Source organism: Novosphingobium sp. FSW06-99 (assembly GCF_001519065.1).
In the GTDB taxonomy this organism is placed as follows: Bacteria; Pseudomonadota; Alphaproteobacteria; order Sphingomonadales; family Sphingomonadaceae; genus Novosphingobium.
In genome coordinates, this window is the sequence record NZ_KQ954272.1 from 3,315 (window position 1) to 28,745 (window position 25,431).

Annotated in this window: 30 protein-coding genes and 1 tRNA gene; 29 read left to right on the plus strand and 2 right to left on the minus strand. The window is 66.4% G+C overall.

What is annotated here, in order from left to right; genetic code table 11:
• Nucleotides 1-348 precede the first annotated feature (348 nt).
• From AQZ49_RS21230 to AQZ49_RS21315, 18 genes are all read left to right on the plus strand, one after another.
• Entirely contained in the window at nt 349-1,662 is a 1,314-nt protein-coding gene (locus AQZ49_RS21230) for a sigma-54 interaction domain-containing protein (RefSeq protein WP_067620886.1), read from the plus strand.
• Nucleotides 1,659-2,024 carry a flagellar hook-basal body complex protein FliE gene (gene fliE / locus AQZ49_RS21235; RefSeq protein WP_067620889.1) on the plus strand — a complete coding sequence of 122 codons (366 nt, stop codon included), beginning with the start codon at nt 1,659-1,661 and terminating at the stop codon, nt 2,022-2,024. The genes AQZ49_RS21230 and fliE overlap by 4 nt, the downstream gene beginning before the upstream one ends.
• Before the next feature lie 6 nt (nt 2,025-2,030).
• A complete protein-coding gene (gene fliF / locus AQZ49_RS21240; protein ID WP_067620892.1) occupies nt 2,031-3,689 on the plus strand; it encodes a flagellar basal-body MS-ring/collar protein FliF in 1,659 nt (552 codons plus the stop codon).
• Nucleotides 3,686-4,702, plus strand: coding sequence for a flagellar motor switch protein FliG (gene fliG, locus AQZ49_RS21245; protein WP_067620896.1), 1,017 nt, complete (start codon nt 3,686-3,688; stop codon nt 4,700-4,702). The genes fliF and fliG overlap by 4 nt, the downstream gene beginning before the upstream one ends.
• A complete protein-coding gene (locus AQZ49_RS21250) occupies nt 4,695-5,279 on the plus strand; it encodes a FliH/SctL family protein (protein WP_067620898.1) in 585 nt (194 codons plus the stop codon). Before fliG ends, AQZ49_RS21250 begins: the two co-directional genes overlap by 8 nt.
• A complete protein-coding gene (locus AQZ49_RS21255; protein ID WP_082701980.1) occupies nt 5,276-6,613 on the plus strand; it encodes a FliI/YscN family ATPase in 1,338 nt (445 codons plus the stop codon). The genes AQZ49_RS21250 and AQZ49_RS21255 overlap by 4 nt, the downstream gene beginning before the upstream one ends.
• On the plus strand, nt 6,603-7,025 hold the full coding sequence (locus AQZ49_RS21260) for a hypothetical protein (RefSeq protein ID WP_067620900.1): 423 nt from the start codon (nt 6,603-6,605) through the stop codon (nt 7,023-7,025). The genes AQZ49_RS21255 and AQZ49_RS21260 overlap by 11 nt, the downstream gene beginning before the upstream one ends.
• 69 nt (nt 7,026-7,094) lie before the next feature.
• Nucleotides 7,095-8,468, plus strand: a complete 1,374-nt coding sequence (locus AQZ49_RS21265) for a hypothetical protein (RefSeq protein ID WP_156428433.1) — start codon at nt 7,095-7,097, stop codon at nt 8,466-8,468.
• 34 nt (nt 8,469-8,502) lie between these two features.
• The gene (locus AQZ49_RS21270) at nt 8,503-9,099 is read left to right on the plus strand and encodes a flagellar basal body-associated FliL family protein (protein ID WP_067620905.1); all 597 of its coding nucleotides are present in this window, start codon (nt 8,503-8,505) and stop codon (nt 9,097-9,099) included.
• A complete protein-coding gene (locus tag AQZ49_RS21275; protein WP_067620908.1) occupies nt 9,096-9,992 on the plus strand; it encodes a FliM/FliN family flagellar motor switch protein in 897 nt (298 codons plus the stop codon). The genes AQZ49_RS21270 and AQZ49_RS21275 overlap by 4 nt, the downstream gene beginning before the upstream one ends.
• Before the next feature lie 33 nt (nt 9,993-10,025).
• Nucleotides 10,026-10,322 carry a flagellar motor switch protein FliN gene (gene fliN / locus AQZ49_RS21280; RefSeq protein ID WP_067620910.1) on the plus strand — a complete coding sequence of 99 codons (297 nt, stop codon included), beginning with the start codon at nt 10,026-10,028 and terminating at the stop codon, nt 10,320-10,322.
• Nucleotides 10,322-10,597, plus strand: a complete 276-nt coding sequence (locus tag AQZ49_RS21285; RefSeq protein ID WP_067620912.1) for a flagellar biosynthetic protein FliO — start codon at nt 10,322-10,324, stop codon at nt 10,595-10,597. The genes fliN and AQZ49_RS21285 overlap by 1 nt, the downstream gene beginning before the upstream one ends.
• Nucleotides 10,594-11,394 carry a flagellar type III secretion system pore protein FliP gene (gene fliP, locus AQZ49_RS21290; RefSeq protein ID WP_067620914.1) on the plus strand — a complete coding sequence of 267 codons (801 nt, stop codon included), beginning with the start codon at nt 10,594-10,596 and terminating at the stop codon, nt 11,392-11,394. The genes AQZ49_RS21285 and fliP overlap by 4 nt, the downstream gene beginning before the upstream one ends.
• 13 nt (nt 11,395-11,407) lie before the next feature.
• Nucleotides 11,408-11,680, plus strand: coding sequence for a flagellar biosynthetic protein FliQ (locus AQZ49_RS21295; RefSeq protein WP_067620916.1), 273 nt, complete (start codon nt 11,408-11,410; stop codon nt 11,678-11,680).
• Nucleotides 11,677-12,459 (plus strand): flagellar biosynthetic protein FliR, encoded by a 783-nt coding sequence (gene fliR / locus AQZ49_RS21300; protein ID WP_067620919.1) that lies wholly within the window; start codon nt 11,677-11,679, stop codon nt 12,457-12,459. Before AQZ49_RS21295 ends, fliR begins: the two co-directional genes overlap by 4 nt.
• Nucleotides 12,460-12,477: 18 nt before the next feature.
• Nucleotides 12,478-13,632 (plus strand): EscU/YscU/HrcU family type III secretion system export apparatus switch protein, encoded by a 1,155-nt coding sequence (locus tag AQZ49_RS21305; protein ID WP_067620921.1) that lies wholly within the window; start codon nt 12,478-12,480, stop codon nt 13,630-13,632.
• 30 nt (nt 13,633-13,662) lie between these two features.
• The gene (gene fliD / locus AQZ49_RS21310) at nt 13,663-15,165 is read left to right on the plus strand and encodes a flagellar filament capping protein FliD (RefSeq protein WP_067620923.1); all 1,503 of its coding nucleotides are present in this window, start codon (nt 13,663-13,665) and stop codon (nt 15,163-15,165) included.
• Nucleotides 15,166-15,169: 4 nt separating this feature from the next.
• Entirely contained in the window at nt 15,170-15,550 is a 381-nt protein-coding gene (locus tag AQZ49_RS21315) for a flagellar protein FliS (RefSeq protein ID WP_067620925.1), read from the plus strand.
• An 87-nt stretch (nt 15,551-15,637) separates the two neighbouring features.
• On the opposite strand, the gene AQZ49_RS21320 is transcribed toward AQZ49_RS21315, so the two are convergent.
• On the minus strand, nt 15,638-16,666 hold the full coding sequence (locus AQZ49_RS21320) for a chemotaxis protein CheB (RefSeq protein WP_067620927.1): 1,029 nt from the start codon (nt 16,664-16,666) through the stop codon (nt 15,638-15,640).
• A gap of 259 nt (nt 16,667-16,925) precedes the next feature.
• Here AQZ49_RS21320 and AQZ49_RS21325 point away from each other — a divergent pair, with 259 nt between their 5' ends.
• The 9 genes from AQZ49_RS21325 (at nt 16,926) to AQZ49_RS21365 (ending at nt 23,841) form a co-directional block, all read left to right on the plus strand.
• Nucleotides 16,926-17,210 (plus strand): STAS domain-containing protein, encoded by a 285-nt coding sequence (locus AQZ49_RS21325; protein ID WP_067620929.1) that lies wholly within the window; start codon nt 16,926-16,928, stop codon nt 17,208-17,210.
• A complete protein-coding gene (locus tag AQZ49_RS21330) occupies nt 17,207-19,381 on the plus strand; it encodes a chemotaxis protein CheA (RefSeq protein WP_067620931.1) in 2,175 nt (724 codons plus the stop codon). The genes AQZ49_RS21325 and AQZ49_RS21330 overlap by 4 nt, the downstream gene beginning before the upstream one ends.
• A complete protein-coding gene (locus AQZ49_RS21335) occupies nt 19,378-20,250 on the plus strand; it encodes a CheR family methyltransferase (protein WP_067620933.1) in 873 nt (290 codons plus the stop codon). Before AQZ49_RS21330 ends, AQZ49_RS21335 begins: the two co-directional genes overlap by 4 nt.
• Nucleotides 20,247-21,284, plus strand: a complete 1,038-nt coding sequence (gene cheB / locus AQZ49_RS21340) for a chemotaxis-specific protein-glutamate methyltransferase CheB (RefSeq protein ID WP_067620935.1) — start codon at nt 20,247-20,249, stop codon at nt 21,282-21,284. The genes AQZ49_RS21335 and cheB overlap by 4 nt, the downstream gene beginning before the upstream one ends.
• A 3-nt stretch (nt 21,285-21,287) precedes the next feature.
• Complete coding sequence (locus tag AQZ49_RS21345; RefSeq protein ID WP_067620937.1) at nt 21,288-21,848, plus strand: chemotaxis protein CheD; 561 nt, start codon at nt 21,288-21,290, stop codon at nt 21,846-21,848.
• A gap of 91 nt (nt 21,849-21,939) precedes the next feature.
• Nucleotides 21,940-22,311 (plus strand): response regulator, encoded by a 372-nt coding sequence (locus AQZ49_RS21350; RefSeq protein WP_082701981.1) that lies wholly within the window; start codon nt 21,940-21,942, stop codon nt 22,309-22,311.
• A gap of 32 nt (nt 22,312-22,343) precedes the next feature.
• Nucleotides 22,344-22,787 carry a chemotaxis protein CheW gene (locus AQZ49_RS21355; RefSeq protein ID WP_067620939.1) on the plus strand — a complete coding sequence of 148 codons (444 nt, stop codon included), beginning with the start codon at nt 22,344-22,346 and terminating at the stop codon, nt 22,785-22,787.
• A 39-nt stretch (nt 22,788-22,826) separates the two neighbouring features.
• Nucleotides 22,827-23,081, plus strand: coding sequence for a hypothetical protein (locus AQZ49_RS21360; RefSeq protein WP_067620941.1), 255 nt, complete (start codon nt 22,827-22,829; stop codon nt 23,079-23,081).
• An 88-nt stretch (nt 23,082-23,169) separates the two neighbouring features.
• Nucleotides 23,170-23,841, plus strand: a complete 672-nt coding sequence (locus tag AQZ49_RS21365; protein WP_067620943.1) for a glutathione S-transferase family protein — start codon at nt 23,170-23,172, stop codon at nt 23,839-23,841.
• A gap of 56 nt (nt 23,842-23,897) precedes the next feature.
• On the opposite strand, the gene AQZ49_RS21370 is transcribed toward AQZ49_RS21365, so the two are convergent.
• Complete coding sequence (locus tag AQZ49_RS21370; RefSeq protein WP_067620945.1) at nt 23,898-24,845, minus strand: complex I NDUFA9 subunit family protein; 948 nt, start codon at nt 24,843-24,845, stop codon at nt 23,898-23,900.
• 212 nt (nt 24,846-25,057) lie between these two features.
• Here AQZ49_RS21370 and AQZ49_RS21375 point away from each other — a divergent pair.
• Nucleotides 25,058-25,144: transfer RNA gene (locus AQZ49_RS21375), tRNA-Leu, on the plus strand.
• 179 nt (nt 25,145-25,323) lie between these two features.
• Nucleotides 25,324-25,431, plus strand: a 108-nt coding sequence (locus AQZ49_RS23045; protein ID WP_369819167.1) for a DUF6538 domain-containing protein, incomplete at its 3' end; no start/stop codon positions are given.

The following is a 25,431-nucleotide window of genomic DNA, read 5'->3' on the forward strand; positions in this document are numbered from 1 at the left end:
CCTGCGAGGTCATCGACTGCGCAGAATCGGACGCGTTGGCCGCCTCCATGGCAGAAATGTTGGTGTTGATAACGGTCATGGCAGTTCTCCATGTGAGTCGGGGTTCGGGTGAAACGCAATTGGCTTGGGAAGAAACGTGAAGGTCGGGGCCGGGCGAATTGGGGAATGCCAAGCTCTCACGGCAAAGACCGGCAAATCGCTGCCGGGTTTAAGTCCCCCCCCGGCGAGCGATTGCCGCATATGAGGGCTGCCCCTTAGGGCTGGCACGGGCCTTAAATTACCGGACCCTTTGTCGTTTTCGCGCGAAAACCTGCCCTGTGTGATGGTTAAGACGGGGCAGCAATTGTGATGAAGCGCGAACAGACCGGATTGCAGATTTCCGATGCCGCCCGCGCGGCGCATGGGGGCCTGGTTCAGCGTGCGGCCACCGTGATGGGCACACCGGGCACGCTGGTGCCGGTGTTCGTGCTCGATCAGGACGAAGTCACGCAGATCCCAATCCCGCTGGCCCGCTCGGTGCGGCTGGCCCGCGCCGGGGATACGCCGCCGCTGATCCGGCGCGGACCGGGCGACCGGTTCCGGCTGACCTATCGCGATGGCGCCAGCGAGGCTGCGCTCGCCGCGCTGATCGCCTGCGCCACCCCGACGGGCAGCGCGGTTGCCGCCGATCCGGAAAGCCTGTCGATCCTGGCTCTGGCCGAACGGATTGCCGCCAGCGACATTCCCGTGCTGATCAACGGCCCGACCGGCACCGGCAAGGAAGTGCTGAGCCGGTTTATCCATGACCGTTCGGCCCGCGCGGACAAGCCGTTCATCGCCATCAATTGCGCGGCCATGCCCGAAACCATGCTCGAAGCCATGCTGTTCGGCCACCAGAAGGGTGCGTTCACCGGGGCCAATTCGGCCAGCGAGGGATTTTTCCGCGCTGCCGATGGCGGCACGCTGCTGCTCGACGAAATTGCCGAAATGCCGCTATCGCTCCAGGCCAAGCTGTTGCGCGCGTTGCAGGAACGCGAAGTCGTGCCGCTGGGCGCGACCCAGCCGGTCAAAATCGACGTGCGGGTGATTGCCTGCGCCAACCGCGATTTGCCGGCCGAAGTTGACGAAGGACGGTTCCGCGCAGACCTCTATTACCGGCTCAACGTGTTTCCGCTGCTGCTACGCCCGCTGTGCGAACGCCCCGACGATATCGCACCACTGGCCTTTGCGATGATGTTGCGCCATGTGCCCCAGGGTTTTGATGTGCCGTGGATCAGCGATGCGGCGCTGGGCATGCTGGCCAGCCACTCCTGGCCGGGCAATGTGCGCGAACTGGAAAATGTCGTGCGCCGCGCGCTGTTGCTGTGTGGCAACGTGCTGGGCAACGGGGCGACCGAAATCGGCCCCCAACATGTGGTGTTCGACCGCGCGGTGCGCGTGGCGGGGGAACCGGCGACCAGCGATCCGGTGATGACCATGGCGGGCGGCGGGCAAGGTGCGGGCGCGCGCCTGTCGAACATCGTGCAATTGTCCGAAGCGCGCGCGATCCTTGCCACGCTCGAAGCTTGCGGCGGCAGCCGCGTGGCCGCCGCGCGCCAGTTGGGCATCAGCGAACGCACCTTGCGCTATCGCCTTGCCTCGTTGCGCGAAGCCGGCATCAAAGTGGCAGGAGGCCGACGGTGAGTGGCGTATCCGGCATCGGATCCGGCGCCGGGCTGAACGAGATCATGGCGCTGCGCCAACAGATCATCGATCGCAGCCAGGTTCTCCAGCAAGTCCGCACCGGCGATACCAGCGCCACTGCCGGCCCGACACAGGGCGCCGGATCATCGTTTACCGGCGCGCTCAAGTCTGCGCTCGATCAGGTCAACCAGACCCAGAGCAATGCCGACACGGCGACCGCAGGCTATGAAACCGGCCAGGTCACCGACATCGCGCAAGTCATGCTGGCGCGTCAGCAATCAAGCGTTGCCTTCGAAGCCACGCTGCAAGTCCGCAACAAGCTGCTGTCCGCCTATCAGGACATCATGAAGCTGGGGATCTAACACCTCATGGCCGATCTGGTCCCCGCCGGGGGTGAACCCGGCCGATCGTTGCTTGCTCCGCTGACCGATGCCGCAGGCGGCTCGCTGCCCGCGCGGCTGGGTCAGTTCGTCAGCCAGGGCCCGGTGCGCCGCGCGCTGCCTTGGTTTGCCGGGGTGGCCGCCGCCGGGATGGCCGGGCTGTTGTGGCTGGAAATGGCGCCCGCACCACAGCGCATGCTCTATACCGATCTCAACGACAGCGAGCGCGCGCAAGTCAGCGCCGCGCTCGACAAGGCAGCGATCCGTTATACCATCGACAACCGCACCGGCGCGATCACCGTCGGCGAAGACGACTTGTACAAGGCGCGGATGCTGGCCGCGGCCGATGGCGCGCTGGCCACCCCCGAAACCGGCGAACAGATGATCGACAAGCTGCCGCTGGGCGCCAGCCGCACGGTCGAAGGGCAGCGGTTGCAGGCCGCGCGCGAGCGCGAGCTGGAACTGACGATCATGCAGATCGAAGGCGTCGAGGCGGTGCGCATCCATCTCGCCGAGCCGGAAAAGTCAGCCTTCGTGCGCGACAACGCACCGCCGACCGCGTCGGTCATGGTCAAACTGGCCAAAGGGCGGCAATTGTCGGCCGGCCAGGTGACCGCGATCATCAATCTGGTGGCGGGTTCGGTGCCGGGATTGACCGTCGATGCCATCAAGGTGATCGACCAGCAGGGCCATCTGCTGTCGAGCGGCCAGCCGGGCGATTCCGACCGGCTGGAGATGGAGGCGCGGCTGGAAGACAAGCTGCGTGACCAGGTCGAGGCCCTGCTGACGCCGATGCTGGGCGCGGGCAACTTTTCGAGCGAGATCCAGGTCGATCTCGACATGGATCAGCAGACCAGCGCGCGCGAGTCCTATGACAAGCAGGGCGCGGTGCGGACCGAGACACAATCCGCCTCGCAGACCAGCGCGGGCAGTGCCACTGCCGGGGTGCCGGGGGTACTGTCCAACACCCCGCCGCCGCAGCCGACCCCCTCGCCCGGTGCCCCCACCGCCAACAGCTCGTCCGCCGCGCCCGCGCCCAGCCCGACCAACACCGACAGTTCCTCGACCAAGACCTATGAACTGGGCCGCGAAGTCGCGGTGACCAACGCCGGGCCGGGCAAGATCCGCCGCCTGTCGGTGGCCGTGGCCCTGAGCGCGGCGGCGATGGCCAAGGCCAAGCCGGGCGAGATCGACCAGATCAAGCAACTGGTCAGTGCCACGGTCGGCGCCGATACCACGCGTGGCGACCAGATCGCGGTGGTCGTGCGCAATTTTCAGCCGACCACCATCGAACAGCCCAAATTCTGGGAAACCCCGTGGTTTGCCATGGCTGTGCGCAATGGTGTGGCGCTGCTGGCGGTGCTCCTGACACTGTTGCTGGGGGTCAGGCCGCTGATCAAGGCGCTCAAGCGCGAAGCGGTGGCGCCCGACGATGCCGGGGCCGACGCCGACGACACCGATGAAGACGGCGATGCCGCCAGCCCTGCCGCAATCACCGACAAATCCACGGCCCGCGAACCGGTCGATCCCGAAATGCTGGGCAAGCAAGTCGGCCTGGCCCAGCGGCTGGTCCGCGAAAAGCCCGACACTGCTGTCGCCGCCTTGCGACAGATGCTCACCGATCCCGAAACGGAGCCCGCGCGATGACCGAACTGTCCCACGAAGGCCTCGACACCTCCGACGCCGAACGCGCCGCGGTGATGATCATGCTGCTGGAGGACGAACAGGCCTCCGCCCTGCTCGGCCAGCTCGACCCGACCGAATTGCGACTGCTGGGCGAACGCATGTGCGCGCTCGGTGAAATCAGCCCGGCGGCGATCGAGGATGCCATCGCCCGGTTTGTCGAAAAGACCGAACGCATGGGGCTGATCGTGCCCGACCGCGTCGGCCAGGTGCGCGACATGATGACCCGCGCGATCGGCGAAGTGAAAACCGAAAGCCTGATGCAGCGGATCGCGCCCGAAGAGCGCACCAATTCGCTGGAACTGGCGCGCTGGCTGACCCCGCAAGTGCTGGTGCCGCTGGTGCGCGACGAACACCCGCAGGCGATCGCGGTGCTGCTGGTGCAACTCGATCCCGAAGTGGCCGCCGGTGTGCTGCACGGCCTGCCCGAAACCAGCCAGACGCAAGTGGTGCATCGCGTCGCCACGCTCGGCCCGGTCTCGCCCGAAGCGATCGCCATGCTCGAAGACATGCTGGCGCGCAGGATTACCGAATCGCATGGCCGCGCCGCGCTGACGATGGGTGGCCCGCGCGAGGCGGCCGATATCATCAACGCCGCCGCGCGCACCGTCGAACGCCGGGTGATGCCCGAAATCGCCAAGCAGGACAAAGCGCTGGCGCGGGCGATCGAAAACGAGATGTTCAAGTTCGAACATCTGTTCGTGCTCGACGACAAGTCGATGGGCACGTTGCTGCGCGAAGTCGACAGCGACACGCTGATCGCCGCGCTGAAAGGCACGCCCGAAGCCAATCGCGAGGTGTTTTTCCGGGCCATGTCGTCGCGCGCCGCCGATGGCGTGCGCGACGAGATCGGCGCGCGCGGCCGCATGAAGATGGCCGAAGTGCTTGAAGCGCAAAAGGCCATGATCACCGCTGCGCGGCGTCTGGCCGCCGAAGGGGTGATCGTGTTCGGCGCGGGCGACGACGACTATGTCTGACCGCGCACGCAGTGTGGCGCTGGTTGCGCTGTCGGGCCGGGACGGCGGGTTTGCCCGCGACACGCGCTATGTCCCTGCGGACGAACGCGCCCAGGGTGCCGACGACGCGCCGTTCGACCCGCTCGCCGATGCCTATGCGCGCGGCTATGCCGAAGGGGCCCAGGCCGGCGAAGCCGTCGCCCGCACGCAGGCCGCCGCCGACGATGCCGCGCGCCACCGCATCGAAACCGCGCTGACACGCATCGATCGCGATGAAACCGACCGTTTTGCCGCGCGGCTGAAGGACACCGTGCTGGCGCTGTGCGAAGCGGTGCTGGCCGAGGCCGCGCTGGCGCCCGATGCGCTCGCCCGCCGCGTTGCGGTTGCCGCCGCGATGTTTGCGCGGGCCAGCGACGAACGCGTGATCCGGCTGCATCCCGAAGACCTGGCGCTGGTGCAGGGCCGCCTGCCCGATGCCTGGCATTGCGAACCTGACGCCGCGCTGGAACGCGGCGCGGTGCGCGTCGAAACCGCCACTGGCGGGGTCGAGGACGGCCCGGCGCAATGGCGCGCCGCGCTGACCGAGGCGCTGAGATGACCCCTGCAATGACCCCGGCGCTGTCCCTGCTCGACCGCATGGCTAATGCGCGGCCCGACCTGGCGCCGCGCCGCTATGGCGTGGTGACGGCCTGCGATGGCGGCTTGCTCGAAGTCAGCGGGTTGGCGCTGCCGATCGGCGCGCAGTGCCGTATCGCCCATGGGCGCGGCACGCTGTCGGCCGAAGCGATCGGATTTCGCAACGGGCATGCGCTGATGATGTTGCTGGGCGATCCGGTGCTGTTGCGCCCCGGCGCACGCGTGCGGCCCGAAGGGCGCCCCGGCATGTTGCCGGTCGGGCCCGCATTCCTGGGCCGCGCGGTCGATGGCGAAGGCCATCCGATCGATGGCGGGCCACCGATCGCATCGATCCATGACTGGCCAGCGGGCGGGGTCCGGGCCGGTGCGCTCGACCGCGCGCCGGTACGCCATACGTTCGATGTGGGGGTGCGCGCACTCAACGCGTTGACCACGTTCGGCGTGGGTCAGCGCATCGGCATCATGGCCGGATCGGGGGTGGGCAAATCGGTGCTGCTCGACATGATCGCGCATGGGGCCGAGGCCGAAGTGGTGGTGGTCGGCCTGATCGGCGAACGCGCTCGCGAAGTGTCGGATTTTGTCGAGCGCCACATGCAGGGCGCCAAGCGCGCGCGCAGCGTGATTGTCGCAGTGCCCGCCGACCACGCGCCCAATTTGCGCATTCGCGGCGCGATGCTGGCCACTGCGCTGGCCGAACAGTTTCGTGCGCAAGGCCGCCGCGTGCTGCTGATCATGGACAGCCTGACGCGGGTGGCGCATGCCGCGCGCGAAATCGGGCTGTTGCTGGGCGAACCCGGCGCGGCGCGCGGCTATCCCCCTTCGGCGCTGGCGACCGTGACCAAACTGGTCGAACGCGCGGGCAATTCGGCCGCCAGCGGCGGATCGATCACCGGGCTCTACACCGTGCTGGCCGATGGCGACAACCAGGACGATCCGGTGGTCGACACCGCGCGCGCGATCCTCGACGGGCATGTCGTGCTGTCGCGCGATCTGGCCCAGCGCGGGCAATATCCCGCGATCGATATCGCCGCCTCGCTCAGCCGGGTGATGAACGACATCGTCGATCCCGCGCATGCCGTGCTGGCCCGCAAGTTCCGCGCGCTGGTGGCCAATTACGAGGCCAACCGCGATCTGGTGCTGATGGGGGCCTATCGCCAGGGCACCGATGCGGTGCTCGACCGGGCGATCGCCATGCACGACCGGCTGGTCTCGTTCCTGACCCAGGCCCAGGCCGAGATCGTGCCTTTACCCGAATGCGTCGCCCAACTGGCGCAGTTGCTGTCGCATGAAGGTTGAACGCGCGCGCCTGGTCAGGCTGAAACGGCTGGAAAAGCTGCGCGCCATCGCGCGCCACAATGCGCTGGCCGAATCCGGCCGCGCCGAGGCACGACTGGCGCAGCTTGAACAATTGGGCGAACGCACCGCCGCGCTGATCGGCACCTATGCCGCGCGCACCGACGCGGCCTGCGGCGGCGATCTGACCAGCCAGCGCGTCTATATGGGCGAATTGCAACGCGTGGTCGGGCGCAACCAGGCGGATATCGCCCGTGCGCGCGAACAGGCCGATGCACGCGCGATCGAGGCCGCCGCCGCCGAACGGCGCCGTGCCGCGGTCGAAGACCGCGCCAGCGCCACGCAACAGCGCATCGATGCGCACAAATCCGCCGCCGCCGTTCCGCTCGGTGCACGCCCGCCGCGCCCGACCTGAGCCGGACGCCCCGATTTGGCACGATTTTCGCTTAACCATATCTGCCCACCCGCCAGGAGCCACCAGCCGATGACCGTCGCCATTGCCGCCCACGCCTCTTCTCATGAGGCCCCTGCAGTGGCCACGCCTGCCTCGGCCAACCCCGGTCAGGCATCATTTGCGGGCGCTGCGGGCAACTTTGCCTCGGCGCTGGCGACGCAACAAGGCGCCTCCACGTCCGTCACGCCGACCGTCCCTCCGGCGGCAACACCCGGCAATACGTTGCCCCCGGTCAGCCTGTTGCTTGCCGCCCCTGCCGCTTCGACCGCCCCCTCGACCCCGGTGGCCAGCCCGACCACGAACAATCCGACGACGACCGGACCAACCACCGCGACCGTCGCGCGCGAAAAATCCGCCAAGACAGACACCGACACGGCCTCGACCGAAACCGCGACGGCCCCCGACGCCATCGCGCCACCGCCGCCAATGCCGGAATGGAACACGTTGCAACCCGACATCAGGACTGCCGCCACACCGCAAGCGCCCACCGACGATCAGGACAGCGGGGCGGCCACGCCCGCGCGCGCCGCCCGCACCGCAAGTGCCGTCACGACAGGCCCGGCCACGACCGCGACGGTTGCCGCGCGCACTGCCGCACCCGCGCTCGGCATGCCGAACATTGCAGTGCAGGCCGCATCCATCGCGGCGCCAACACCCGTTGCGGCCGGTCGCACCGCCCCCCCTGCCAACACCCGTAGTGGCAATGCCATTCCCGCGCAGGCCACCGCCGCCACGCCAGCCAGCGCCGCCACCCCACACACCAGCCAGCCTGCTGCACCGGCGACCCAACCGGCAACCGCAGCGCGCAGCACGGAGACCGCATCCGGGCAGGCCGGCGACACCCCCGAAGCATCCCCCGCAGCCGGGCTCGCACCGGCGGCCACGGCGATCCCGCTGATCGCCACGGCAACGCTGACCAACCCGGCGGTGCCCACCATCGCGGCAACCGCACCGCCCGAAACGCCGACCGATTTTGCCACGCTGGTCGATTCGATCGCCCGCGCGCGAACCGAGGCGAGCGACACGGCATCCGGCCCGGTCGGCGTCACGCTGAGCCATGCCGATTTCGGGCGCGTGTCGCTGCAATTCACCCAGCGCGACGAAGGCCTGTCGGTGACCATGCGCAGCGCCGACCCCGGCTTTGCCCCGGCAGTCGCCGCTGCCACCGCGGCCAGCCCCGGCGGCAACGCCGGACATCACGGCGACGCGCAATCGGGGCAACAGCCGCCCGACACGCCGAACCCGTCCGCCACATCGCAGAACACCGGAACCGGCGGCGGTTCGGCCCACACCGCGCAAGGCGACCAGACCCGGCAAGGCACGCGACAGGGCGCGGCGGGCAACCCAGCAACCGCCCGGCAGGCCGCCAGCGATACCGCCGATGAAGACGACATCTTCGCCTGACCATGACACACAACAAGGGGGCGCATGACGCGCTATGAGCGACAAGAAAGACAAGGACGCCAAGACCGCCAAAAAGGGCCGCGGCGGCATGATCATCAAGATCGGCGCGGCGGTGGCCCTGCTCGGTGCGGGGGGCGGCGGTGTCTATGCCCTGGTCGCCACCGGCGTGATCGGCGGGGGGTCGAAACTCGCGATCAAGGAAGACAAGAACCCCAAACTGATCAGGAAGGGCCAGGCCGACCCCTTTGCCCCGGTCGCCAAGGAAGGCGACGGCGACGCCGGCAAAGCCGTCGATGGCGACGGCGGCAGCGAATATCGCACCTTGTACTTCAGCTTTTCCGAGGATTTCACATCGAACCTCAAGGGCTCGGGATCACTCGTCCAGGTGTCGATCGCCTGTTCGACCCACCGCGATTACCGGGTGCTGTTGTGGCTGAAAAAGCATGAGCTGGCGATCCGTTCGGCGATGCTGGCGGTGCTGGCCGACACCGACGAAACCGAAGTGCAGACCCCCCAGGGCAAGGAAGCGCTGCAACGCCGCCTGACCCAGGCGATCAACAAAGTGCTGACCGATGCCGAAGGGTTTGGCGGGGTCGATGCGGTCTATTTCAAGAACTTCATCATCCAATGAAGCAGGATTTCGCCTTTGTCGCCGAACGCGCGCTGGCTTGTCATTCGCCCGCGCTGATGCGGCCGGGTCCGGCCGATACCGACCTGATCGAAGCGTTGCGCCAGGCCGCCGCGCGCCTGGCGCGCAGTCTGCGCGGCGGCCTGGCCCGGTTGTGCGGGGGCGATCCGCCCGATGTCGCGATCGCGGTGCCCTATGAACAGGCCTTTGCCGATTTCGCACGCGAAGGGCTTTACGCCTACAGCCTCTATGGCGCCGCGCCCTCGGGCGCGCGCCTGCTCAGCGCGATCGATGCCGAGGCGGTGCTGCGGCTGGTCGATCGCGCGTTTGGCGGCCCCGGCGAGGCGCAGCATCCACTGCCGCGCGAACTGCCGCTGTCGGCCGATCTGATGGTGCAGCGGATCGAGGCCATTCTTGCGGTGCAACTCGGCCTTGCGCTGGGCAGCGCGAGTGCCGGGCGCCCGGTTATCGATGTGCTGCGCCGCGACAGCGACCTGGCCCAATTGCAACCGTTCGCCCCGGCCACGCGCATCGCGGTGCTCGACATCGCGGTGTCCGAAGGGGTGCGCGCGCCCTGGCCGATCCGCATCGCCCTGCCGCTGGCGGCACTGGCGGTGCTGACCGGGATTGCCCCCGCGCCCGGCCCGGGCCCGCGCGACCTGGCCCCCGCCGATCCCGCCAGCGAACCGTTTGCCGCGATGCCGCTGACGCTGACCGCCGTGCTGGTCGACGCCCGCCTGCCGCTGCAGGCGGTGTCCCGGCTGGAGGCGGGGCAAGTGCTCAATCTGCCGATTGCCCGACAAGTGCCGCTGGTGATCGGCAAGCGCACGATCGCCCACGGCACCATCGGCGCGGTCGATGACCGGGTGGCCATCCAGATCACCAAGCCCGCCTGACCCTGTTCCAATAGACCCGTTCAAGAGGCACCCATGACATTCACCACCCGCGGCTTTGACCTCATCAAGGATGTCGACGTGCGCCTGACCGTCGAACTCGGCCGCACCGACATGAAACTCAAGGACGTGCTCAACCTGGCCGCCGACAGCGTCGTCGTGCTCGACCGCATGACCGACGAACTGCTCGACGTGATGGTCAACGGCAAACTGATCGCGCGCGGCGAAGTGGTCACCCAGGGTGAACGCTTTGGCCTGCGCATCGTCGAACTGATCGGCCAGGAAGCCGCCGTCGAAGAACCCCGCCGACGCACCAAGGGAGCCGACCAGTGATGATCTGGTATATTGCCAAGCTGGCGATTTTCCTGCCGCTGATCGGCCTGTTCGCGTGGGGCTCGCTGCGGCTGGCCAAACGCTTCGAGGGACGGTTTGCCGGCTCGCCGGGATCTTCGCGGTTGCGCATCGTCGAAACACGCATGCTGTCGCCGACACTGCGACTGGCGGTGATCGCGTTTCATGATCGCGAAATTCTGGTCTCTGCCTCGAAACAGGGGCTGGTCCGGCTGGCCGAAGCACCGGCCCGGCCCGGCGAGGACGCAGGCCAATGACGGCGACACCCGGTTTCCCGGCGCGGCAGGTCGCGTGGATCGTGCTTGCCGTGATCATCGCGTTGGTGCTGGCGATGCCCGCGCATGCCCAGGCCGCGCCCGCGTCGGGCGCGATCCCCGGCGCGCTCGACCGCGCATTTGGCGAACTGTCGGGCGCGCAAAGCAAGGGCAGCCTGGCGCTGTCGCTGCAATTGCTGCTGATCATGGGTCTGTTGACGATCCTGCCCAGCCTGTTGTTGATGATGACCAGTTTCACCCGCATCCTGATCGTGCTGTCGCTGCTGCGTCAGGCGATGGGGTTGCAACAGAGCCCGCCCAACCCGGTACTGATCGGCCTGTCGCTGTTCCTGTCGCTGTTCGTCATGGCACCGACGCTCGACCGCGTGAACGCCAACGCGATCCAGCCTTATTCGGCCGGGACCATCAACGCCGAACAGGCATTTGTCGCAGGCGGGCGCGAATTCCATGGCTTCATGATCCGCCAGACCCGCCAGCACGATCTGCTGATGTTTGCCGACATGGCCCGCGCACCGCGCTTTGCCAGCCCCGCCGACGTGCCCTTTTCGATCCTGCTGCCGGCCTTTGTGACGAGCGAGCTGAAGACCGCGTTCGAGATCGGCTTCATGCTGTTTCTGCCGTTCCTGGTGATCGATATCGTGGTGTCGTCGGTGCTGATGTCGCTGGGCATGATGATGATGAGCCCGACCGTGGTGTCGCTGCCGTTCAAGATGCTGCTGTTCGTGCTGGTCGATGGCTGGTCGCTGCTGATGGGCAGCCTGGCCGCCAGTTTCAATTGAGGGACCTGCCACGATGGACGACACTGCAACGCTGCTCGCGCTCGCCGACCGCATGTTGTGGACCGCCGGGCTGGCCGCCGTGCCGGTGCTGCTGGCCAATCTGGCGGTAGGGCTGGTGGTCGGGATCATTCAGGCGGCCACTTCGGTCAACGAACAGACCCTGACGTTCGTGCCCAAACTGGCCACCACCGCGCTCGTGCTGGTGCTGCTGGGCGGGGCGATGATGGGGCTGGCAAGCGATTTTCTGAAGGACGTGATGGCCCAGATCGCGATAAGCGGGCGATGATCGGGCTCGATTTCGGGTTTGGCGCGCTGGAAGCCGAATTCTGGCGTTTTCTGTTCGTGATGACGCGGATCGGCGCCGCGCTGTTTGCCGCGCCGCTGTTCGGCGCCAGCGCGGTCGCCCCGCAAGTGCGCGTGATCGTGACCGGCGCGCTGGCGGTGTTCGTGTGCTGCTGGACCCAGGTCGCCGCGCCGCCCGCCATGATGTCACTGACCGGGCTGGTGATGCTGGCCGGTGAAGTGGTGATCGGGCTGGCCATCGGGTTTGTCATGCAGCTTGCCTTTGCCGCGCCGATGATCGGCGCCGAAATGATCGGTGCCGGCATGGGCATGGCAATCGCCGCCTCGGTCGATCCGATCAACGGCGCGCATTCGGCGATGTTCGGGCAATATTTCAACGTCGTGCTGACAGTGCTGTTCTTTGCGATCGGCGCCCATCTCGACTGGATCAGCCTGCTGGTCGAAAGTTATCGCACATTCCCGCCCGGCGCGGCGTGGCTGGCGCCGGACCGGTTGCACCTGATCGACCAGTTTGCAGGCGACATGTTCCTGGCCGGGCTGTCGATCGCGCTGCCGGTGGTCGTGCTGTTACTGGTGGTGCATATCGTCACCGGAGTGATCGGACGGTCCGCACCTGCGCTCAACCTGTTTGCGCTCGGCCTGCCCGCAGGCGTGCTGGCGGGACTTGCCGCGCTGATCGCCTCGGCCCCGCTGATCAGCGAACGGCTGGCCCAGGTCGCCCATACCGCCGTGGCGCAAAGCGCGGCGATCATGGCGCGATAAGGGGCATGGCGCGCTAAGATGGCCGACGACAGCGGCGAAAAAACATTCGATCCAACCGCCAAGCGCAAGCGCGAGGCGGTGGAGGGCGGCGATGTCCTGCGCAGCCGCGAACTGACCATCGCCACCGGGACTGCCGTTGGCATCACCTGGATGATCGTGGCGGGGCCCTGGCTGATGCGCGGCCTGATGCGCGCGATGCGGCTGGGGTTCAGTTGGGATCGCGCCAGCCTTGACCGGTTCGAGCCCGGCGCGCTGCTGCGCGATGCGCTGGGCGCAGTGCTGCCGCCGGTGTTCCTGCTGGGCGTGCTGGTGCTGGCGGCATCGCTGTTTGTGCAACTGGGTCTGGGCGACGGCGCCTTCGTCGCGGCCAACCTGGCGCCAAAGCCATCGCGCCTCAACCCCGCCAAAGGGCTGTCGCGGATGTTCGGGGTGCACGGGCTGATCGAGATCGGCAAGGGCCTGGCCAAGCTTGCGCTGCTGGGCGGGCTGTCGTGGGGCTGGGCACGATCACGACTGGCGCCGCTGATCGGGCTGGGCGCAGGGCAATTGCACGCCCAGCTCGGCTTTGCTTGGAACGCGATCAGCATGTTGCTGGTCTATCTGGCGGTCGGGCTGATGCTGATCGCGATGAGCGATTATCCGATCCAGTGGGTGCGTCGCCGCAACCGCCTGCGCATGAGCCGCCAGGACGTGCGCGACGAACAGAAGCAGACCGACGGCAACCCGCAGAACAAGGCGGCGGTCCGTCGCCGCCAGCGCGCGATTGCCAGGGGTTCGGCGCGCAAGGCTGTGCAAAAGGCACAACTCGTGATCACCAACCCCACGCATTTCGCCATCGCCATGAGCTATGACCCCGACATCGCCCCGGCCCCGGTAGTCACTGCCAAGGGGCGCGGCGAAACCGCGCTGGCGATCCGCGAACTGGCGGCCGAATTCGGCGTGCCGGTGCTCGAATATCCGGCGCTCGCCCGCTCGGTCTATTATACCACGCGCGAAAATCAGGTGATCCGCGAAGAGCTCTATGTGGCGGTGGCGGCCGTGCTGGCCTTTGTGATGAGCCTGCGGCGTGGGGAAAGCCCGCCTGCGCCGCGCGTGGACGTGCCGTTGTCGGTGCGCTTCGATGCCGACGGCAACCCCGAAATCACCGCCGAAGATCGTACCGCGGCACCTTAACCGGCGCAAAAAACGGTCGTTCTTTGCGGTATGACCTCGATCTCTTCAACCAGCTCGTCCACCAGCACGGCCAGTTCGTCGACGTCTTCGGCGACGACAGCACAGGGCAGCGCCACCGAGGCGCTGCTGACCGAGCTGGGCGTGAGCGGCAATATCGACGCCAGCAGCCTGGCCGACGAATTGTCGGCGGCGCAATATTCGAACCAGGTCGATCAGCTCAATACGCAGACTTCGACGCTGACCACGCAGATCTCGGATTCGTCGACGCTGATGAACATGATGTCGTCGCTGTCCAGTTCGCTCGACACGCTGATCAGCAATGGCCAGCTTGCCGCGACCCCGGTGATCGCCAACACTTCGATCGCCACGGTCAGCGCAGGCACCACCACGGGCAGCGGCACCGCCACGCTCGAAGTCGATACGCTGGCACAAGCGCAGACGCTCGCCAGCCCGACCATCTCGTCAAGCGCCACCGATGTCGGATCGGGCAGCCTGACCATCACTTTCGGCACGATTTCGGGATCGACGTTTACGGCCGGCAGCAGCAGCCCGACCACGATCGCGATCGCTGCGGGATCGAGCCTGTCGGACGTGGCCACCGACATCAACAATGCCGGTTCCGGGGTGACTGCCTATGTCACCACCAATGCCACCGGCCAGCAGCTTGTGCTGACCGGGCAGCAGGGCGCCGAAAACGCCTTTACGGTCAGCGCAACCCAGGATTCTTCCGACCCCGGCCTGTCCCAGTTCGCGTGGAGCCCGGGCAGCAGCAGTTCGAGCAGCAGTGGAGCAACGCTCGCCCAAGCGGCGACCAATGCGAGCTATGTCCTGAACGGTGTTGCGCGAACATCGACCACCAATTCGATCACCGATGCGGCGCCCGGTATCTCGCTCAATCTGACCGGGACCAACCAGGGCAATCCCACCACGATCAGCTTCAGCGACCCGACGCAGGCGATCACCACGGGCATGACCAATCTGGTCACTGCGCTGAATTCGATCGTCAGCACGCTCAACACCGATACCGCGATCGGCGGCCCTTTGGCCGACAGCCCGGGCGCGCAGGAACTGCAACGGGCGCTGTCATCGCTCAGTTCGACGACGGTCATGCCCGATGCTGCCTCGGGCCAGCCCGCGACGCTGGGAGATCTGGGCCTGACCACCAACAACGATGGCACCTTCACGCTCGACAACACGGTCCTCGCCAGCGCGCTGCAAAGCAACGCCTCGGCCGTGGCGGCAATGTTCACCACCGGAGCCAATGGTGTCTATGCCACGATCGACACGCTGTCGCTGAATGCCAACAACAGTTCAGACGGCAATTCGCTGGCCGGACAAGTGTCCGACATGCAAACCCAGCAGAGCACCATCGCCAGCCAGTTGAGCACAATCACGACCGAACAATCGACGCTCCGCACGCAGTTGCTCACGCAATATGCCGCGCTCAACGCCACAGTCACCGCCGACAAGTCCACCCAGTCGTTCCTGACACAACAGGTCGATCTGTGGACCAACAGCTCGTCGTCGAGTTGAGCCGATGCTGTTGAACCGCGATCCTTCGGAAGCCTATCGCCGCGTCGATTTCGACGCCCGGGTCAAAGGCGCGGATTCGCGCCAACTGGTCGATCTGTGCCTCGAACAAGTGGCAGGATCGCTCAGCCGTGCGATCCATGCCGCCGGAACCGGCGACAACGGCTCCAAAAGCCGGGCGCTGACGCGCGCGGTATCGGCGCTGACCGCGCTTGAAATGGGCGTCGACCCCAACGCACCGACCGGCACCGCGCTGATCCAGCTCTATCAGTCGGCACGCACGACGATCCTCGACAACGTGCTGACGTTCAATCCCACCCAATTGGCGCAGATCCGCGCCGATTTCATCGAGATCCGGCAGGCGATGATGGGCGCACCACCACCCTGATCCGGGGCCGAGGCAAGTGCGGCCCACAAAAAGGGGCCCGGAGCATAGCGCTCCGGGCCCCTTTTTGTGTGTGGCAGGCAAACCCGGTCAGCCGATCGAACAGCCGCCCAGCAGCACCGTGCCAAGTTCGGCCAGCGGCACTTCGCGTGTCGCGGCATCGAGCGCGATCACCGCTTCGGGCGCTTCGCTTACCAGCGCAGTCTTGCGGTCCTGGACAAACGTCTCGCAACCGCCGTCGCGCAACAGTTTCAGTCCGCGTGCGCCATCGCTGCCCATGCCGGTCAGCACCGCGCCGACTGCCGGCATGGCCCCGCGCGCGATCGAACCGAACAGCAGGTTGGCCGAAGGCCGCGCGCCATCGATCGGATCGCGTTCCATCAGTCGCAGGCGTGGCGGCTGGCCCGGCTCTACGACGACGTGGCGTTCGGGATTGGCGGCGATATAGATCGTGCCCTGGGTCAGTGTGGCGCCTTCGCTGGCAGCGCGGACATGGCATTTGAGCATGTCGTCAAGCCGTTTGATAAACGTGTCGACGACCATCGGTTCGGCCTGGAGACAGACCAGCGTGGGCGGGCAGTTGGCGGGAAACTGCGCCAGGATCGTGGTCAGCGCATCGATCCCGCCCATCGAGGCACTGATTACCGCGAGATGGCCATTCCATTGAAAGGCGACATCGCTGGCTTTGTGTTCGCTGCGGGGTTTGCGGTCGCGCACGTTGGAATTGGCGGCGGCCAGCACGATCTTGCCCAGTTTGCCGACCGATTTGGAAAACTGTTCGGGCGTCGCCTTGAGCGGTTTGGGAAAACATTCGACCGCGCCCAGTTCGAACGCACGCAGCGAGGTTTCGGTGCCCGCCTGGGTCAGCGATGACAGCATGACCACCGGCAGCGGATCGTTTTCCATGATTTCCTCAAGGAATTCGATCCCGCTCATGCCGGGCATTTCCACATCGAGCGTGATGACGTTGGGTTTGAGTTCGGCGATCTGTTCGCGGGCATCGTCGGCGCTGCGCGCAGTCCCGACGACGGTAACGTTCTTTGCCTGGTCCAGAATGTCAGAAAACAGAGCGCGCATCGCCGCAGAATCGTCGACAACCAGAACGCGTGCTTCGTGCATGGGACCCATACCTTGGTTGAACCGCGCCGCGCTTGCCGCGACGCCTCGTTCGCAAAGGGTTAACCCACAAGCCGCCAGCAAATCCTGAGGCGGGGGGTAGGTATCTCACCCTAAGCGCATGGCAAGCCGACCTTTGCCGCTTGGCGTCTAAGCCATGCCATCGGACCCGTGGCACCAGCCCGGCCCGACCGATCAGACGCCGACTGAATAGACGCCGACTGAATAGACGCAGACTGAATAGCCAAGGATGCCCCCTGCCATGTCCACGATCAGTCTGCCCCCCCGATGCGACCGGGCCGCGGCCGAAGCGCTGTTGCCGGAGATGATCGCTGCGCTCGGGGCCGGACCGCTGGCCATCGACGCGCGGGCCTGCAGCCAGATCGGCCAGGTCATGCTGCAGATCCTGGTCAGCGCGCGACGCACCGGCGAAGGCGCGGTGATCGACGCGTCGCCCGTGCTGCGCGACACCGCGCGGCGCCTGGGGCTTGAGGCAGAACTGTTTGACGATGCGCCGCTGGTCGGCTCGCAAGGGGCGCGCGCATGAACGCCGAAGAAATCCAGGCCATCTTCTTCGCCGAATGCGAAGAATCACTCGCCGCCGCCGAACAGGGGCTGGCCGCATGCAAGGAAGGAACCCAGGACGACGACACCGTCAACGCGGTGTTTCGCGGGGTCCATTCGATCAAGGGCGGCGCCGGGGCGTTCGGCTATATCGCGCTGCAAGGTTATACCCATACGTTCGAAACGCTGTTGTCGGATGTCCGCGACGGCACCGTGCCGATCACCGAAACGCTGATCGACCTGCTGCTGCGCGCGCTCGACACGCTGAGCGACCATGTCGCGGCCGCGCGCGGACTGGGCGAAACCCCCGACGATGCCGCGCTGCAGGCTGAAATGACCGCCTCCATGGCGGCCAATGCAGGCGCTGCGCCACCCCCGCCCGCCGCAGCGCCCCAGCCGGCCCAGGCCAGTGCCGCGCCGGTCGTGGTCGATGACGACGACGCGCCCGAGCTGAGCGATTTCGATTTCGCCGCCATGCTCGACGATATCACCGGCGCCATCGGCCAGGGCAGCGCGGACGCCGATGGCGACAAGACCTGGACCGTCAAAGTGCGTCCGCACGCCGACGCCATGCGCAATGGCAGCGAGCCGCTGCTGATGCTGCGCGAAATCATCGACCTGGGCGGGACTTGCGCCACCTGCGATGTCACCCTGGTGCCGCCGCTCGACACGATCGATGCCGGTATCGGCTATCTCGGCTGGAGCTTTGCGCTGCCCGCCGATGTGAACGAAGCGGCGGTCAGAGAGATTTTCGATTTCCTTGGCGACGAATGTGGCCTGGCCTTTGGCGACGACGCGGCCATGCCTCCGGCGCGGTTGGCTGCCGCGCCCGCCGCCGCACCAGTGGCCACGCCGCCTGCCGCCCCCGCCGCCCCGGTGGCTGTAGCGCCCGCCGCCACTGCCGAAAGCACCCCGGCGGCCGCACATGCAGCGGTGCCCGCCGCCCCGCCGCCGCCCCCGGCACCGCCGGCGATGGGCCAGTCGATCCGCATCGAACTGGGCAAGCTCGACAAGCTGATCGACGCGGTGGGCGAACTGGTGATTGCCCAGGCGATGATGGCGCAACGGTTGACCGGTGATGGTCTGGCGGTGACCGAAGAGCTGGCGCTGCTCGAAGGGCTGACACGCGATATCCAGGAATCGGCGATGGCGATCCGCGCCCAGCCGATCGGATCGGTGTTCAGCCGGGTGCCGCGGATCTTGCGCGAACTGACCACCAGCACAGGCAAGCACGTGCGGCTGGAAGTGTCGGGCGAAAGCACCGAACTGGACAAGACCGTGATCGAACGGCTGGGCGAACCTTTGACCCACCTGATTCGCAACGCGGTCGATCATGGCATCGAAACGCCCGAAGCCCGGATCGCCGCCGGAAAACCCGCCGAAGGCACGTTGAAGCTGTCGGCCGAACACAAATCGGGCCGCATCCTGATCCGCATCGGCGACGACGGGCGCGGCATCGATCGCGAACGTGTGCTGTCCAAGGCCATCGAAAAGGGCCTGGTCGCGCCCGATGCCACATTGTCGAAGGAAGAGATCGACCTGTTGATCTTTGCCCCCGGCTTTTCGACCGCACAAACGATCACCAATGTGTCGGGGCGCGGCGTCGGCATGGATGTGGTGCGCCAGAACGTGAAAGATCTGGGCGGGCGCATCACCATCGAATCCGAGCCCGGCAGCGGCACCACGTTCACCCTGACACTGCCGCTGACACTGGCGATTTCCGATGGGATGGTGGTCAATGTCGGGGACCAGACGCTGGTCGTGCCGCTGGCCAATGTGGTCGAAAGCCTGCGCCCCGATCCGCGCGAAGTGCAGGGGCTGGGGGCGCACCGTTCGATGATCAACGTGCGCGGCCGGTTCATCCCGGTGCTGCCGCTCTATGAAGCGGTGGGCGCTTCGGGCGCGGTCGAACGCCCGGAACACGGCGTGCTGATCGTGGTCGAAACCGAAGGCGCCGGGCGCGCCGCATTGCTGGTCGATGCGATCGTCGACCAGCGCCAGGTCGTGATCAAGAGCCTCGACACACATTATCGCTCGGTCGAGGGCGTCGCGGGGGCAACCATCCTGGGCGACGGACGGGTCGCGCTGATCGTCGATGTCGATGGTCTGGTCGCGCACAGTCTGGCCGATAGCGGCCTGTTCGAGGCCGCATGAACATCGCCACCGCCTTTGCCGATTCGCTGCCGGGCATCAGCCCCGACGTCTATGGCGCCGAAGACTTTCGCGCGATCAGCGACATCGCCTATCGCGAGGCGGGGATCGTGTTGCCCGAAGGCAAGGCGATGCTGGTCTATTCGCGATTGGCCCCACTGGTGCGCGATTCGGGCTGCGCAACCTTTGGCGCCTATGTGCTGCGCATCCGCGAAGTGGGCGAAGAGCGGCAGAAGGCGATTTGCGCGCTGACCACCAACCACACCTTTTTCTATCGCGAATCGCATCACTTCGACCATTTTCGCGACAGTTTGCGCCCGCAACTGATCCGACGGCTCGAACAGGGCGGCGCGGTGCGGATGTGGTCGGCGGGGTGCTCCAGCGGTGAAGAGACCTGGTCGCTGGCGATGACGCTGCTCGGCCCGGATCGCACCGCGGGTCTGGCACTGGCCAAACGCGATGTGCGCATTCTGGCCAGCGACATCGCCACCCATGCGCTGAACAAGGCGACGGCCGCACGCTATCGTGCCGAAGATCTCAAGCCCGTGCCCGATGCCTTGAGCCGGGCATGGACCACCACCCATGGCGAAGAGGCGGAAATCGCCCCGGAAGTGCGCGCAATGGCGCGTTTTCGCACGCTCAACCTGTTGGGCGAATGGCCGATGCAGGGGCGGTTCGACGTGATCTTTTGCCGCAACGTGATGATCTATTTCGACACCCCCACCAAAGAGCGGCTCGTCGCGCGCTTTGCCGGGATGCTGCAACCCGACGGCACGCTTTACGTCGGGCACAGCGAACGGGTCACCGGCCCCGCGCTCGACCTGCTCGTGCCGACCGGCCCCACCGTCTATCGCAGGAGAGCCGCCGCATGAATGCTGTCAAACCCGCCATTCGGGTGGTCATCGTCGAAGATTCGCCGACGATGCGTGCGATCCTCAAGACCCGCCTGGAACGTGAAGGCGATATCGTGGTGGTCGGCGCGGCCGCCGATGCGGCCCAGGGCCGCATGATGATCCGCGAACTCGATCCCGACGTGATCACGCTCGATGTCGAAATGCCCGGCATGAACGGGCTCGATTTCCTTGAAAAGATCATGGCCCTGCGCCCCACCCCGGTGATCGTGGTGTCGGGTTCGACGCAGAAGGGCACCGAAACGACGGCCCGCGCGCTCGCGCTGGGGGCGGTCAGTTGCTATGCCAAATCGGAACGGTCGGGGTCGTTGCCGTTTGACGACGGCGGGATGCTGGCCGGGCTGATCCGCGACGCCGCCAGGATCCAGTTCGGTGCGCGTGCGCCCGCCCCGCACATTGTTCCCAGCGAACCCCGCAACGCCGTGCGCGAACGGCCCCGGCTGATTGCGATCGGGTCTTCCACCGGCGGGGTTGAAGCCTTGCAGATCCTGCTCGGTGGATTTCCCGCCGATTGCCCGCCGACGCTGATCGTCCAGCATATCGCGGCCCGCTTTGCCCCGGCGGTCGCGCGCACGCTTGATCAGTCGTGCAGCCCGCATATCGTGCTGGCCGAACCCGATCTGCCATTGCGCGACGGACACGTCTATCTGGCCCCCGGCGATGATCGCCATCTGACCGTGGGCGGCCACGCGCTGAGCTGCCGCCTGCGCGAAGGCGAACGCGTTTCGGGCCATATGCCGTCGGTCGACGTGCTGTTCGAATCGGTGGCCAAGGCCGTCGGCGGACACGCCATCGGCATCCTGTTGACCGGGATGGGCAGCGATGGCGCCCAGGGTCTGCTGACCATGGCGCAAGCCGGCGCCTATACGATCGCGCAGGACGAGGCCACGTCGACCGTGTTCGGCATGCCGCGCGCGGCGATTTCGCTGGGTGCGGCGGGCCTGGTCGCGCCGATCGGCCAGATCGCCCGCCACGCGTTCAGCAAGGCGGCCTGAGCGATGTTCGAAACCCGCATCCTGGCCGATGGCGCGCTGACCCCGGATCGCATCACCGTCATGCAGGGGCAGGCCGTGGTCAGCGCCGAGGCGCGCGCCGAGCTGTCGACCGTGCTGGGCAGTTGTGTCGCGCTGTGCCTGTTCGATCCGGAGGCACGGCTGGGCGGCATGAACCATTTCCTGCTGGCCGAACCGCCGGTCAATGCCAGCGGCGACACCGTCGATGAATTCTACGGCACATATCTGATGGAACTGCTGGTCAACCAGATGCTGGGCAAAGGCGCGCGCAAAAGCCGCCTGAAAGCCCATCTCTACGGCGGCGCCAACGTCAATCGCAACATGATGCGGATCGGCAGCGCCAACGCCGATTTTGCGCGCAGCTTTGTCCAGCGCGAGGGCATCGAACTGGTGCGATCGGATCTGGGCGGCAACAATGCCCGGCGTATCGATTTTCGCCCCGCATCGGGCCAGGTGCGCTGCCGCACGGTCGAAGACCGCTTTGCACCGCCTGTCCAGCCCACGACCAGACCAGAAAAGGCCACCGGCGATGTCGAACTGTTCTGACCCTTCTGCCCAAGACATTCCACGACCAGCGGCACCGCATCCCGGCGTCACTGGCCACCCCTGCACCACCCCAACGAGCGAGCTTGCCAGCATGACCACTGCTACCCGCGTTCTGACCGTTGACGACAGCCCGTCGATGCGGGCGCTGCTCAACCATGCGCTATCCACCCAGGGATTTGACGTATCCCAGGCCGAAGACGGCATGGCCGCGCTCGACTGGCTGGCGCTCAACGAAGTCGATGTCGTTATCACCGACATCAACATGCCCCGGCTCGACGGCTTTGGCCTGATCGAACGCCTGCGCGAGGGCAGTCGGCACCGCGATCGACCGATCCTGGTGCTGACCACCGAAAGCAGCGAGGAAAAGAAGGCCCGCGCCCGCGCAGCCGGGGCCACCGGCTGGATCGTGAAGCCGTTCGACCCGGCCAAGCTGGTCGCCGCCGTACGCCGCGTCGCGCACTGACCGGCGTGTGATCAAACAACTGGAGAACGACCATGCTTCGCGAACTGATCACCTTTGAAGTCGAAGGTCAGGTGTTCGGGCTCGACATCATGTCGATCCGCGAAATCCGCGCCTGGAGCCCGACCACGCGGCTGCCGCGTGTGCCGCACTATGTCGCCGGCGTCGTCAATCTGCGCGGCACCGTGCTACCGGTCATCGACCTGGCCGCACGGCTGGGCTGGCGCGCCACCGAACCGACCCCGCGTCACGCGATCATCGTCACCCAGTTGGGCGCACAAGTCGGCGGCTGGATCGTCGATTCGGTCAGCGACATCGTCACCGTACCCGACAACACGTTGCAACCGCCCCCGCCCACTGCCGGTCACGATACGGTGGTGCCGTTTCTCGACGGGCTGGCCGCGATCGATGACAACATGGTGATGGTGCTCAATCTTGCCGCGCTCAGCGATGGTGCCCAAGTCGCAGAGGCGGCCTGACACCCGCGCCGGGCTGCCCAACGGATCAGGAGGCCGCATATGGCCAATGTCGCCACCCACCGCCAGATCGCGGTGGTGCTGGAAGAACTTTCGCAGGACGTCGAGGCGCTTGGCGCCGCGCTGTGCCTCGACATGGATATCGCCTTGCGGCACATGGACGCGCTGCAGGCCATCGACCTGATCGCGCAAAAGCAACGCTCGCTCGCGTCGTTGCTGACTTCCGACTGTCCCGAAGCCGGCATCGAACAGATCGCCATCGACGCCTTGCGCGAACGCATGCGCCTGTCGCGCTGATCCCGCGGGACCGGCGGCCCGTCGTTGCGCACGTGGTTTTTGTCGCGGCGGACTTGGCTTTATGCCGTCGTCCACTATGGCAAGGGACATGTGGTATCTCTACCAATTCCCGATCTGTCCGTTCAGCCGCAAAGTCCGCCTGCTGCTCAGCGAAAAAGGCGTCGGTTATGAGCTGGTGCGCGAAAACCCGTGGGAACACCGCGAGGAATTCCAGATGCTCAACCCGGCGCTGCGCACGCCGGTCCTTACCAATCCCGAACGTGGCCTGGTCCTGGTCGACAGCCGGGCGATTGCCGAATATTTCGAGGAAACCGTCGACAAGGCGCCGATGATCAACGGCACCGCGGCCAATCGCGCCGAAATCCGCCGTCTGATCGCGCTGTTCGATGAGAATTTCTATGCCGGGGTGACCGGACCGCTGCTCGACGAACGCATGAAAAAGCGCCTCATCACGCGCCAGCCGCCCGATGCGCGGACTTTGCGCGAAACCATCCGGCTGGCCAACGACTACCTCGACTATGTCGATTTTCTGATCGACAATCGCCCCTGGCTGGCGGGCGCGACGGTGAGCCTGGCCGATCTGGCCGCCGCCGCCCAGATTTCGGTCGCCGACTATCTCGGCGGCATAGACTGGTCACAGCATGAACAGGCACGCGGCTGGTATTCCGCGCTGAAAAGCCGCCCCAGCTTCCGCCCGCTGCTCACCGAGCGAATGGACGTGATCAAGCCCCCCGAACACTACGGCGACGTCAACGCCTGACCATTTGGGCCAGGCCAGGCGTTGAAACGCGGGAACCGGCCAGTGCCGTCTGTGTGTCAGGACACCGCGCGTGCGCCAAAACGGCCGTGTTTGCGATAGGTTACCAGCCAGCGATCGAGGAACAGCGACAGCGGACGCGGCTGCACGCCCAGTTCACGAATTCCGGGCAACGTCGAGGATGCGACATTGCCCTGGCGCAGCAGCGCAAGCTGGTCACGGCTGATCGGGGTCAGCGGCAGCGCGGCGATCAGCCCGGCCAGTCCGTCGGACAGCGGCACGATCAGCGGCGCCCGCCCGGTTGCCCGCGCGATTCGCTGATTGAGTTCCAGCACGGTCAGCACTTCGGCACCGCCCAGTTCATACGTCTGCCCGGCAAACGCGCCCGGATTGGCCAGCACATTGCCGACCGCCTGCGATGCGTCATCGACATCGAGCGGCTGCAACCGGGCTGACGGCGCAAACACCGGCAACACCGGCAAGGCGGTGAAACCGGCAAACAAGTTGAGAAAGCGGTCGTCGATGCCGAACAGCACCGACGGACGCAACACCACCGCACCGGGAAACGCGGCCAGCACGGCGGTTTCGCCCTCGGCCTTGGTGCGCGCATAGGCCACCGGCGAGGCGGCATCGGCACCGATCGCGGAAATATGCACAAAGCTGGTCACACCGCGCGCACGCGCAATCGCCGCCACCTGCCCCGCGCCCGATCCCTGCACCGCGTCGAGATTGCCGGCAAAGGCACCGACCAGATTGACCACGGCATCGACCCCGGTCAGCGCAACTTCCAGCGTATGCGGCTTGGTCACATCAACCGCGACCACCTGCACTTGCCCCAGATTGCCCAGCGGCTTGACCTTGAACGCCTTTTCCGGATGCCGCGCGGCGATCCGCAGCCGCGCCCCGCGCGCCAGCAATTCCTGCGCCAGATGGCGCCCGAAAAAGCCGGTCCCGCCCACCAGTGCCACAAGCTTGCCGTCGAGATCGCGCACCCTGCCGATGGTCATGCCCTGTCCTTGCCTAAAGTGTTGCCGATTCGCGCCGGACCCAATGCCCACCGCGCCGCGTCATGCGGCCCAATTGCACAGCCTTGCCCGCGGATTCAATGCCGAACCGCACGCAATTGCATTCTTTCGCCAAACCCGTGTTGACAGCCCCGCCATCACCGCTTATCGGCGCCCTCCTACCCGGCAGAAGGCCACCGCGCCCGATGCCCCGTGCCCAGATGGCGGAATTGGTAGACGCACCAGCTTCAGGTGCTGGCGCTCGCAAGGGCGTGGAGGTTCGAGTCCTCTTCTGGGCACCAGCACTTCGCAAGTGCTTGAAATCTCTCGGGGATCGTCGAAAAAACGGTCCCCAGAGAGCATCTGCTACGATTTGCTGTTACGATTTGGTTCGAGTGTCGAGCACGGAAAGTCGCGGAAATCAGCCATAAATGGTCCGCGCGGCTGTTACGGTTTCAGTCCCGAGAATCTCCCAAAGGGGATGTGCATCCGGGGCGGTCAGTTCTACTATCGCTGCAATGTTCCCAAGGATGTGCAGGGGCTGATCGGTCGGGCAGAGATTTGGCGGTCGTTGAGGACTGACAGTCTC

What these genes read in the sequence shown, in the direction of transcription:
- AQZ49_RS21230 (WP_067620886.1), top strand. Translation starts at nt 349, where the DNA reads ATGAAGCGCGAACAGACCGGATTGCAGATTTCCGATGCCGCCCGCGCG.
- fliF (WP_067620892.1), top strand. Translation starts at nt 2,031, where the DNA reads ATGGCCGATCTGGTCCCCGCCGGGGGTGAACCCGGCCGATCGTTGCTT.
- fliG (WP_067620896.1), top strand. Translation starts at nt 3,686, where the DNA reads ATGACCGAACTGTCCCACGAAGGCCTCGACACCTCCGACGCCGAACGC.
- AQZ49_RS21250 (WP_067620898.1), top strand. Translation starts at nt 4,695, where the DNA reads ATGTCTGACCGCGCACGCAGTGTGGCGCTGGTTGCGCTGTCGGGCCGG.
- AQZ49_RS21255 (WP_082701980.1), top strand. Translation starts at nt 5,276, where the DNA reads ATGACCCCTGCAATGACCCCGGCGCTGTCCCTGCTCGACCGCATGGCT.
- AQZ49_RS21260 (WP_067620900.1), top strand. Translation starts at nt 6,603, where the DNA reads ATGAAGGTTGAACGCGCGCGCCTGGTCAGGCTGAAACGGCTGGAAAAG.
- AQZ49_RS21265 (WP_156428433.1), top strand. Translation starts at nt 7,095, where the DNA reads ATGACCGTCGCCATTGCCGCCCACGCCTCTTCTCATGAGGCCCCTGCA.
- AQZ49_RS21270 (WP_067620905.1), top strand. Translation starts at nt 8,503, where the DNA reads ATGAGCGACAAGAAAGACAAGGACGCCAAGACCGCCAAAAAGGGCCGC.
- AQZ49_RS21275 (WP_067620908.1), top strand. Translation starts at nt 9,096, where the DNA reads ATGAAGCAGGATTTCGCCTTTGTCGCCGAACGCGCGCTGGCTTGTCAT.
- fliN (WP_067620910.1), top strand. Translation starts at nt 10,026, where the DNA reads ATGACATTCACCACCCGCGGCTTTGACCTCATCAAGGATGTCGACGTG.
- AQZ49_RS21285 (WP_067620912.1), top strand. Translation starts at nt 10,322, where the DNA reads ATGATCTGGTATATTGCCAAGCTGGCGATTTTCCTGCCGCTGATCGGC.
- fliP (WP_067620914.1), top strand. Translation starts at nt 10,594, where the DNA reads ATGACGGCGACACCCGGTTTCCCGGCGCGGCAGGTCGCGTGGATCGTG.
- AQZ49_RS21295 (WP_067620916.1), top strand. Translation starts at nt 11,408, where the DNA reads ATGGACGACACTGCAACGCTGCTCGCGCTCGCCGACCGCATGTTGTGG.
- fliR (WP_067620919.1), top strand. Translation starts at nt 11,677, where the DNA reads ATGATCGGGCTCGATTTCGGGTTTGGCGCGCTGGAAGCCGAATTCTGG.
- AQZ49_RS21305 (WP_067620921.1), top strand. Translation starts at nt 12,478, where the DNA reads ATGGCCGACGACAGCGGCGAAAAAACATTCGATCCAACCGCCAAGCGC.
- fliD (WP_067620923.1), top strand. Translation starts at nt 13,663, where the DNA reads ATGACCTCGATCTCTTCAACCAGCTCGTCCACCAGCACGGCCAGTTCG.
- AQZ49_RS21315 (WP_067620925.1), top strand. Translation starts at nt 15,170, where the DNA reads ATGCTGTTGAACCGCGATCCTTCGGAAGCCTATCGCCGCGTCGATTTC.
- AQZ49_RS21320 (WP_067620927.1), bottom strand. Translation starts at nt 16,666, where the DNA reads ATGCACGAAGCACGCGTTCTGGTTGTCGACGATTCTGCGGCGATGCGC.
- AQZ49_RS21325 (WP_067620929.1), top strand. Translation starts at nt 16,926, where the DNA reads ATGTCCACGATCAGTCTGCCCCCCCGATGCGACCGGGCCGCGGCCGAA.
- AQZ49_RS21330 (WP_067620931.1), top strand. Translation starts at nt 17,207, where the DNA reads ATGAACGCCGAAGAAATCCAGGCCATCTTCTTCGCCGAATGCGAAGAA.
- AQZ49_RS21335 (WP_067620933.1), top strand. Translation starts at nt 19,378, where the DNA reads ATGAACATCGCCACCGCCTTTGCCGATTCGCTGCCGGGCATCAGCCCC.
- cheB (WP_067620935.1), top strand. Translation starts at nt 20,247, where the DNA reads ATGAATGCTGTCAAACCCGCCATTCGGGTGGTCATCGTCGAAGATTCG.
- AQZ49_RS21345 (WP_067620937.1), top strand. Translation starts at nt 21,288, where the DNA reads ATGTTCGAAACCCGCATCCTGGCCGATGGCGCGCTGACCCCGGATCGC.
- AQZ49_RS21350 (WP_082701981.1), top strand. Translation starts at nt 21,940, where the DNA reads ATGACCACTGCTACCCGCGTTCTGACCGTTGACGACAGCCCGTCGATG.
- AQZ49_RS21355 (WP_067620939.1), top strand. Translation starts at nt 22,344, where the DNA reads ATGCTTCGCGAACTGATCACCTTTGAAGTCGAAGGTCAGGTGTTCGGG.
- AQZ49_RS21360 (WP_067620941.1), top strand. Translation starts at nt 22,827, where the DNA reads ATGGCCAATGTCGCCACCCACCGCCAGATCGCGGTGGTGCTGGAAGAA.
- AQZ49_RS21365 (WP_067620943.1), top strand. Translation starts at nt 23,170, where the DNA reads ATGTGGTATCTCTACCAATTCCCGATCTGTCCGTTCAGCCGCAAAGTC.
- AQZ49_RS21370 (WP_067620945.1), bottom strand. Translation starts at nt 24,845, where the DNA reads ATGACCATCGGCAGGGTGCGCGATCTCGACGGCAAGCTTGTGGCACTG.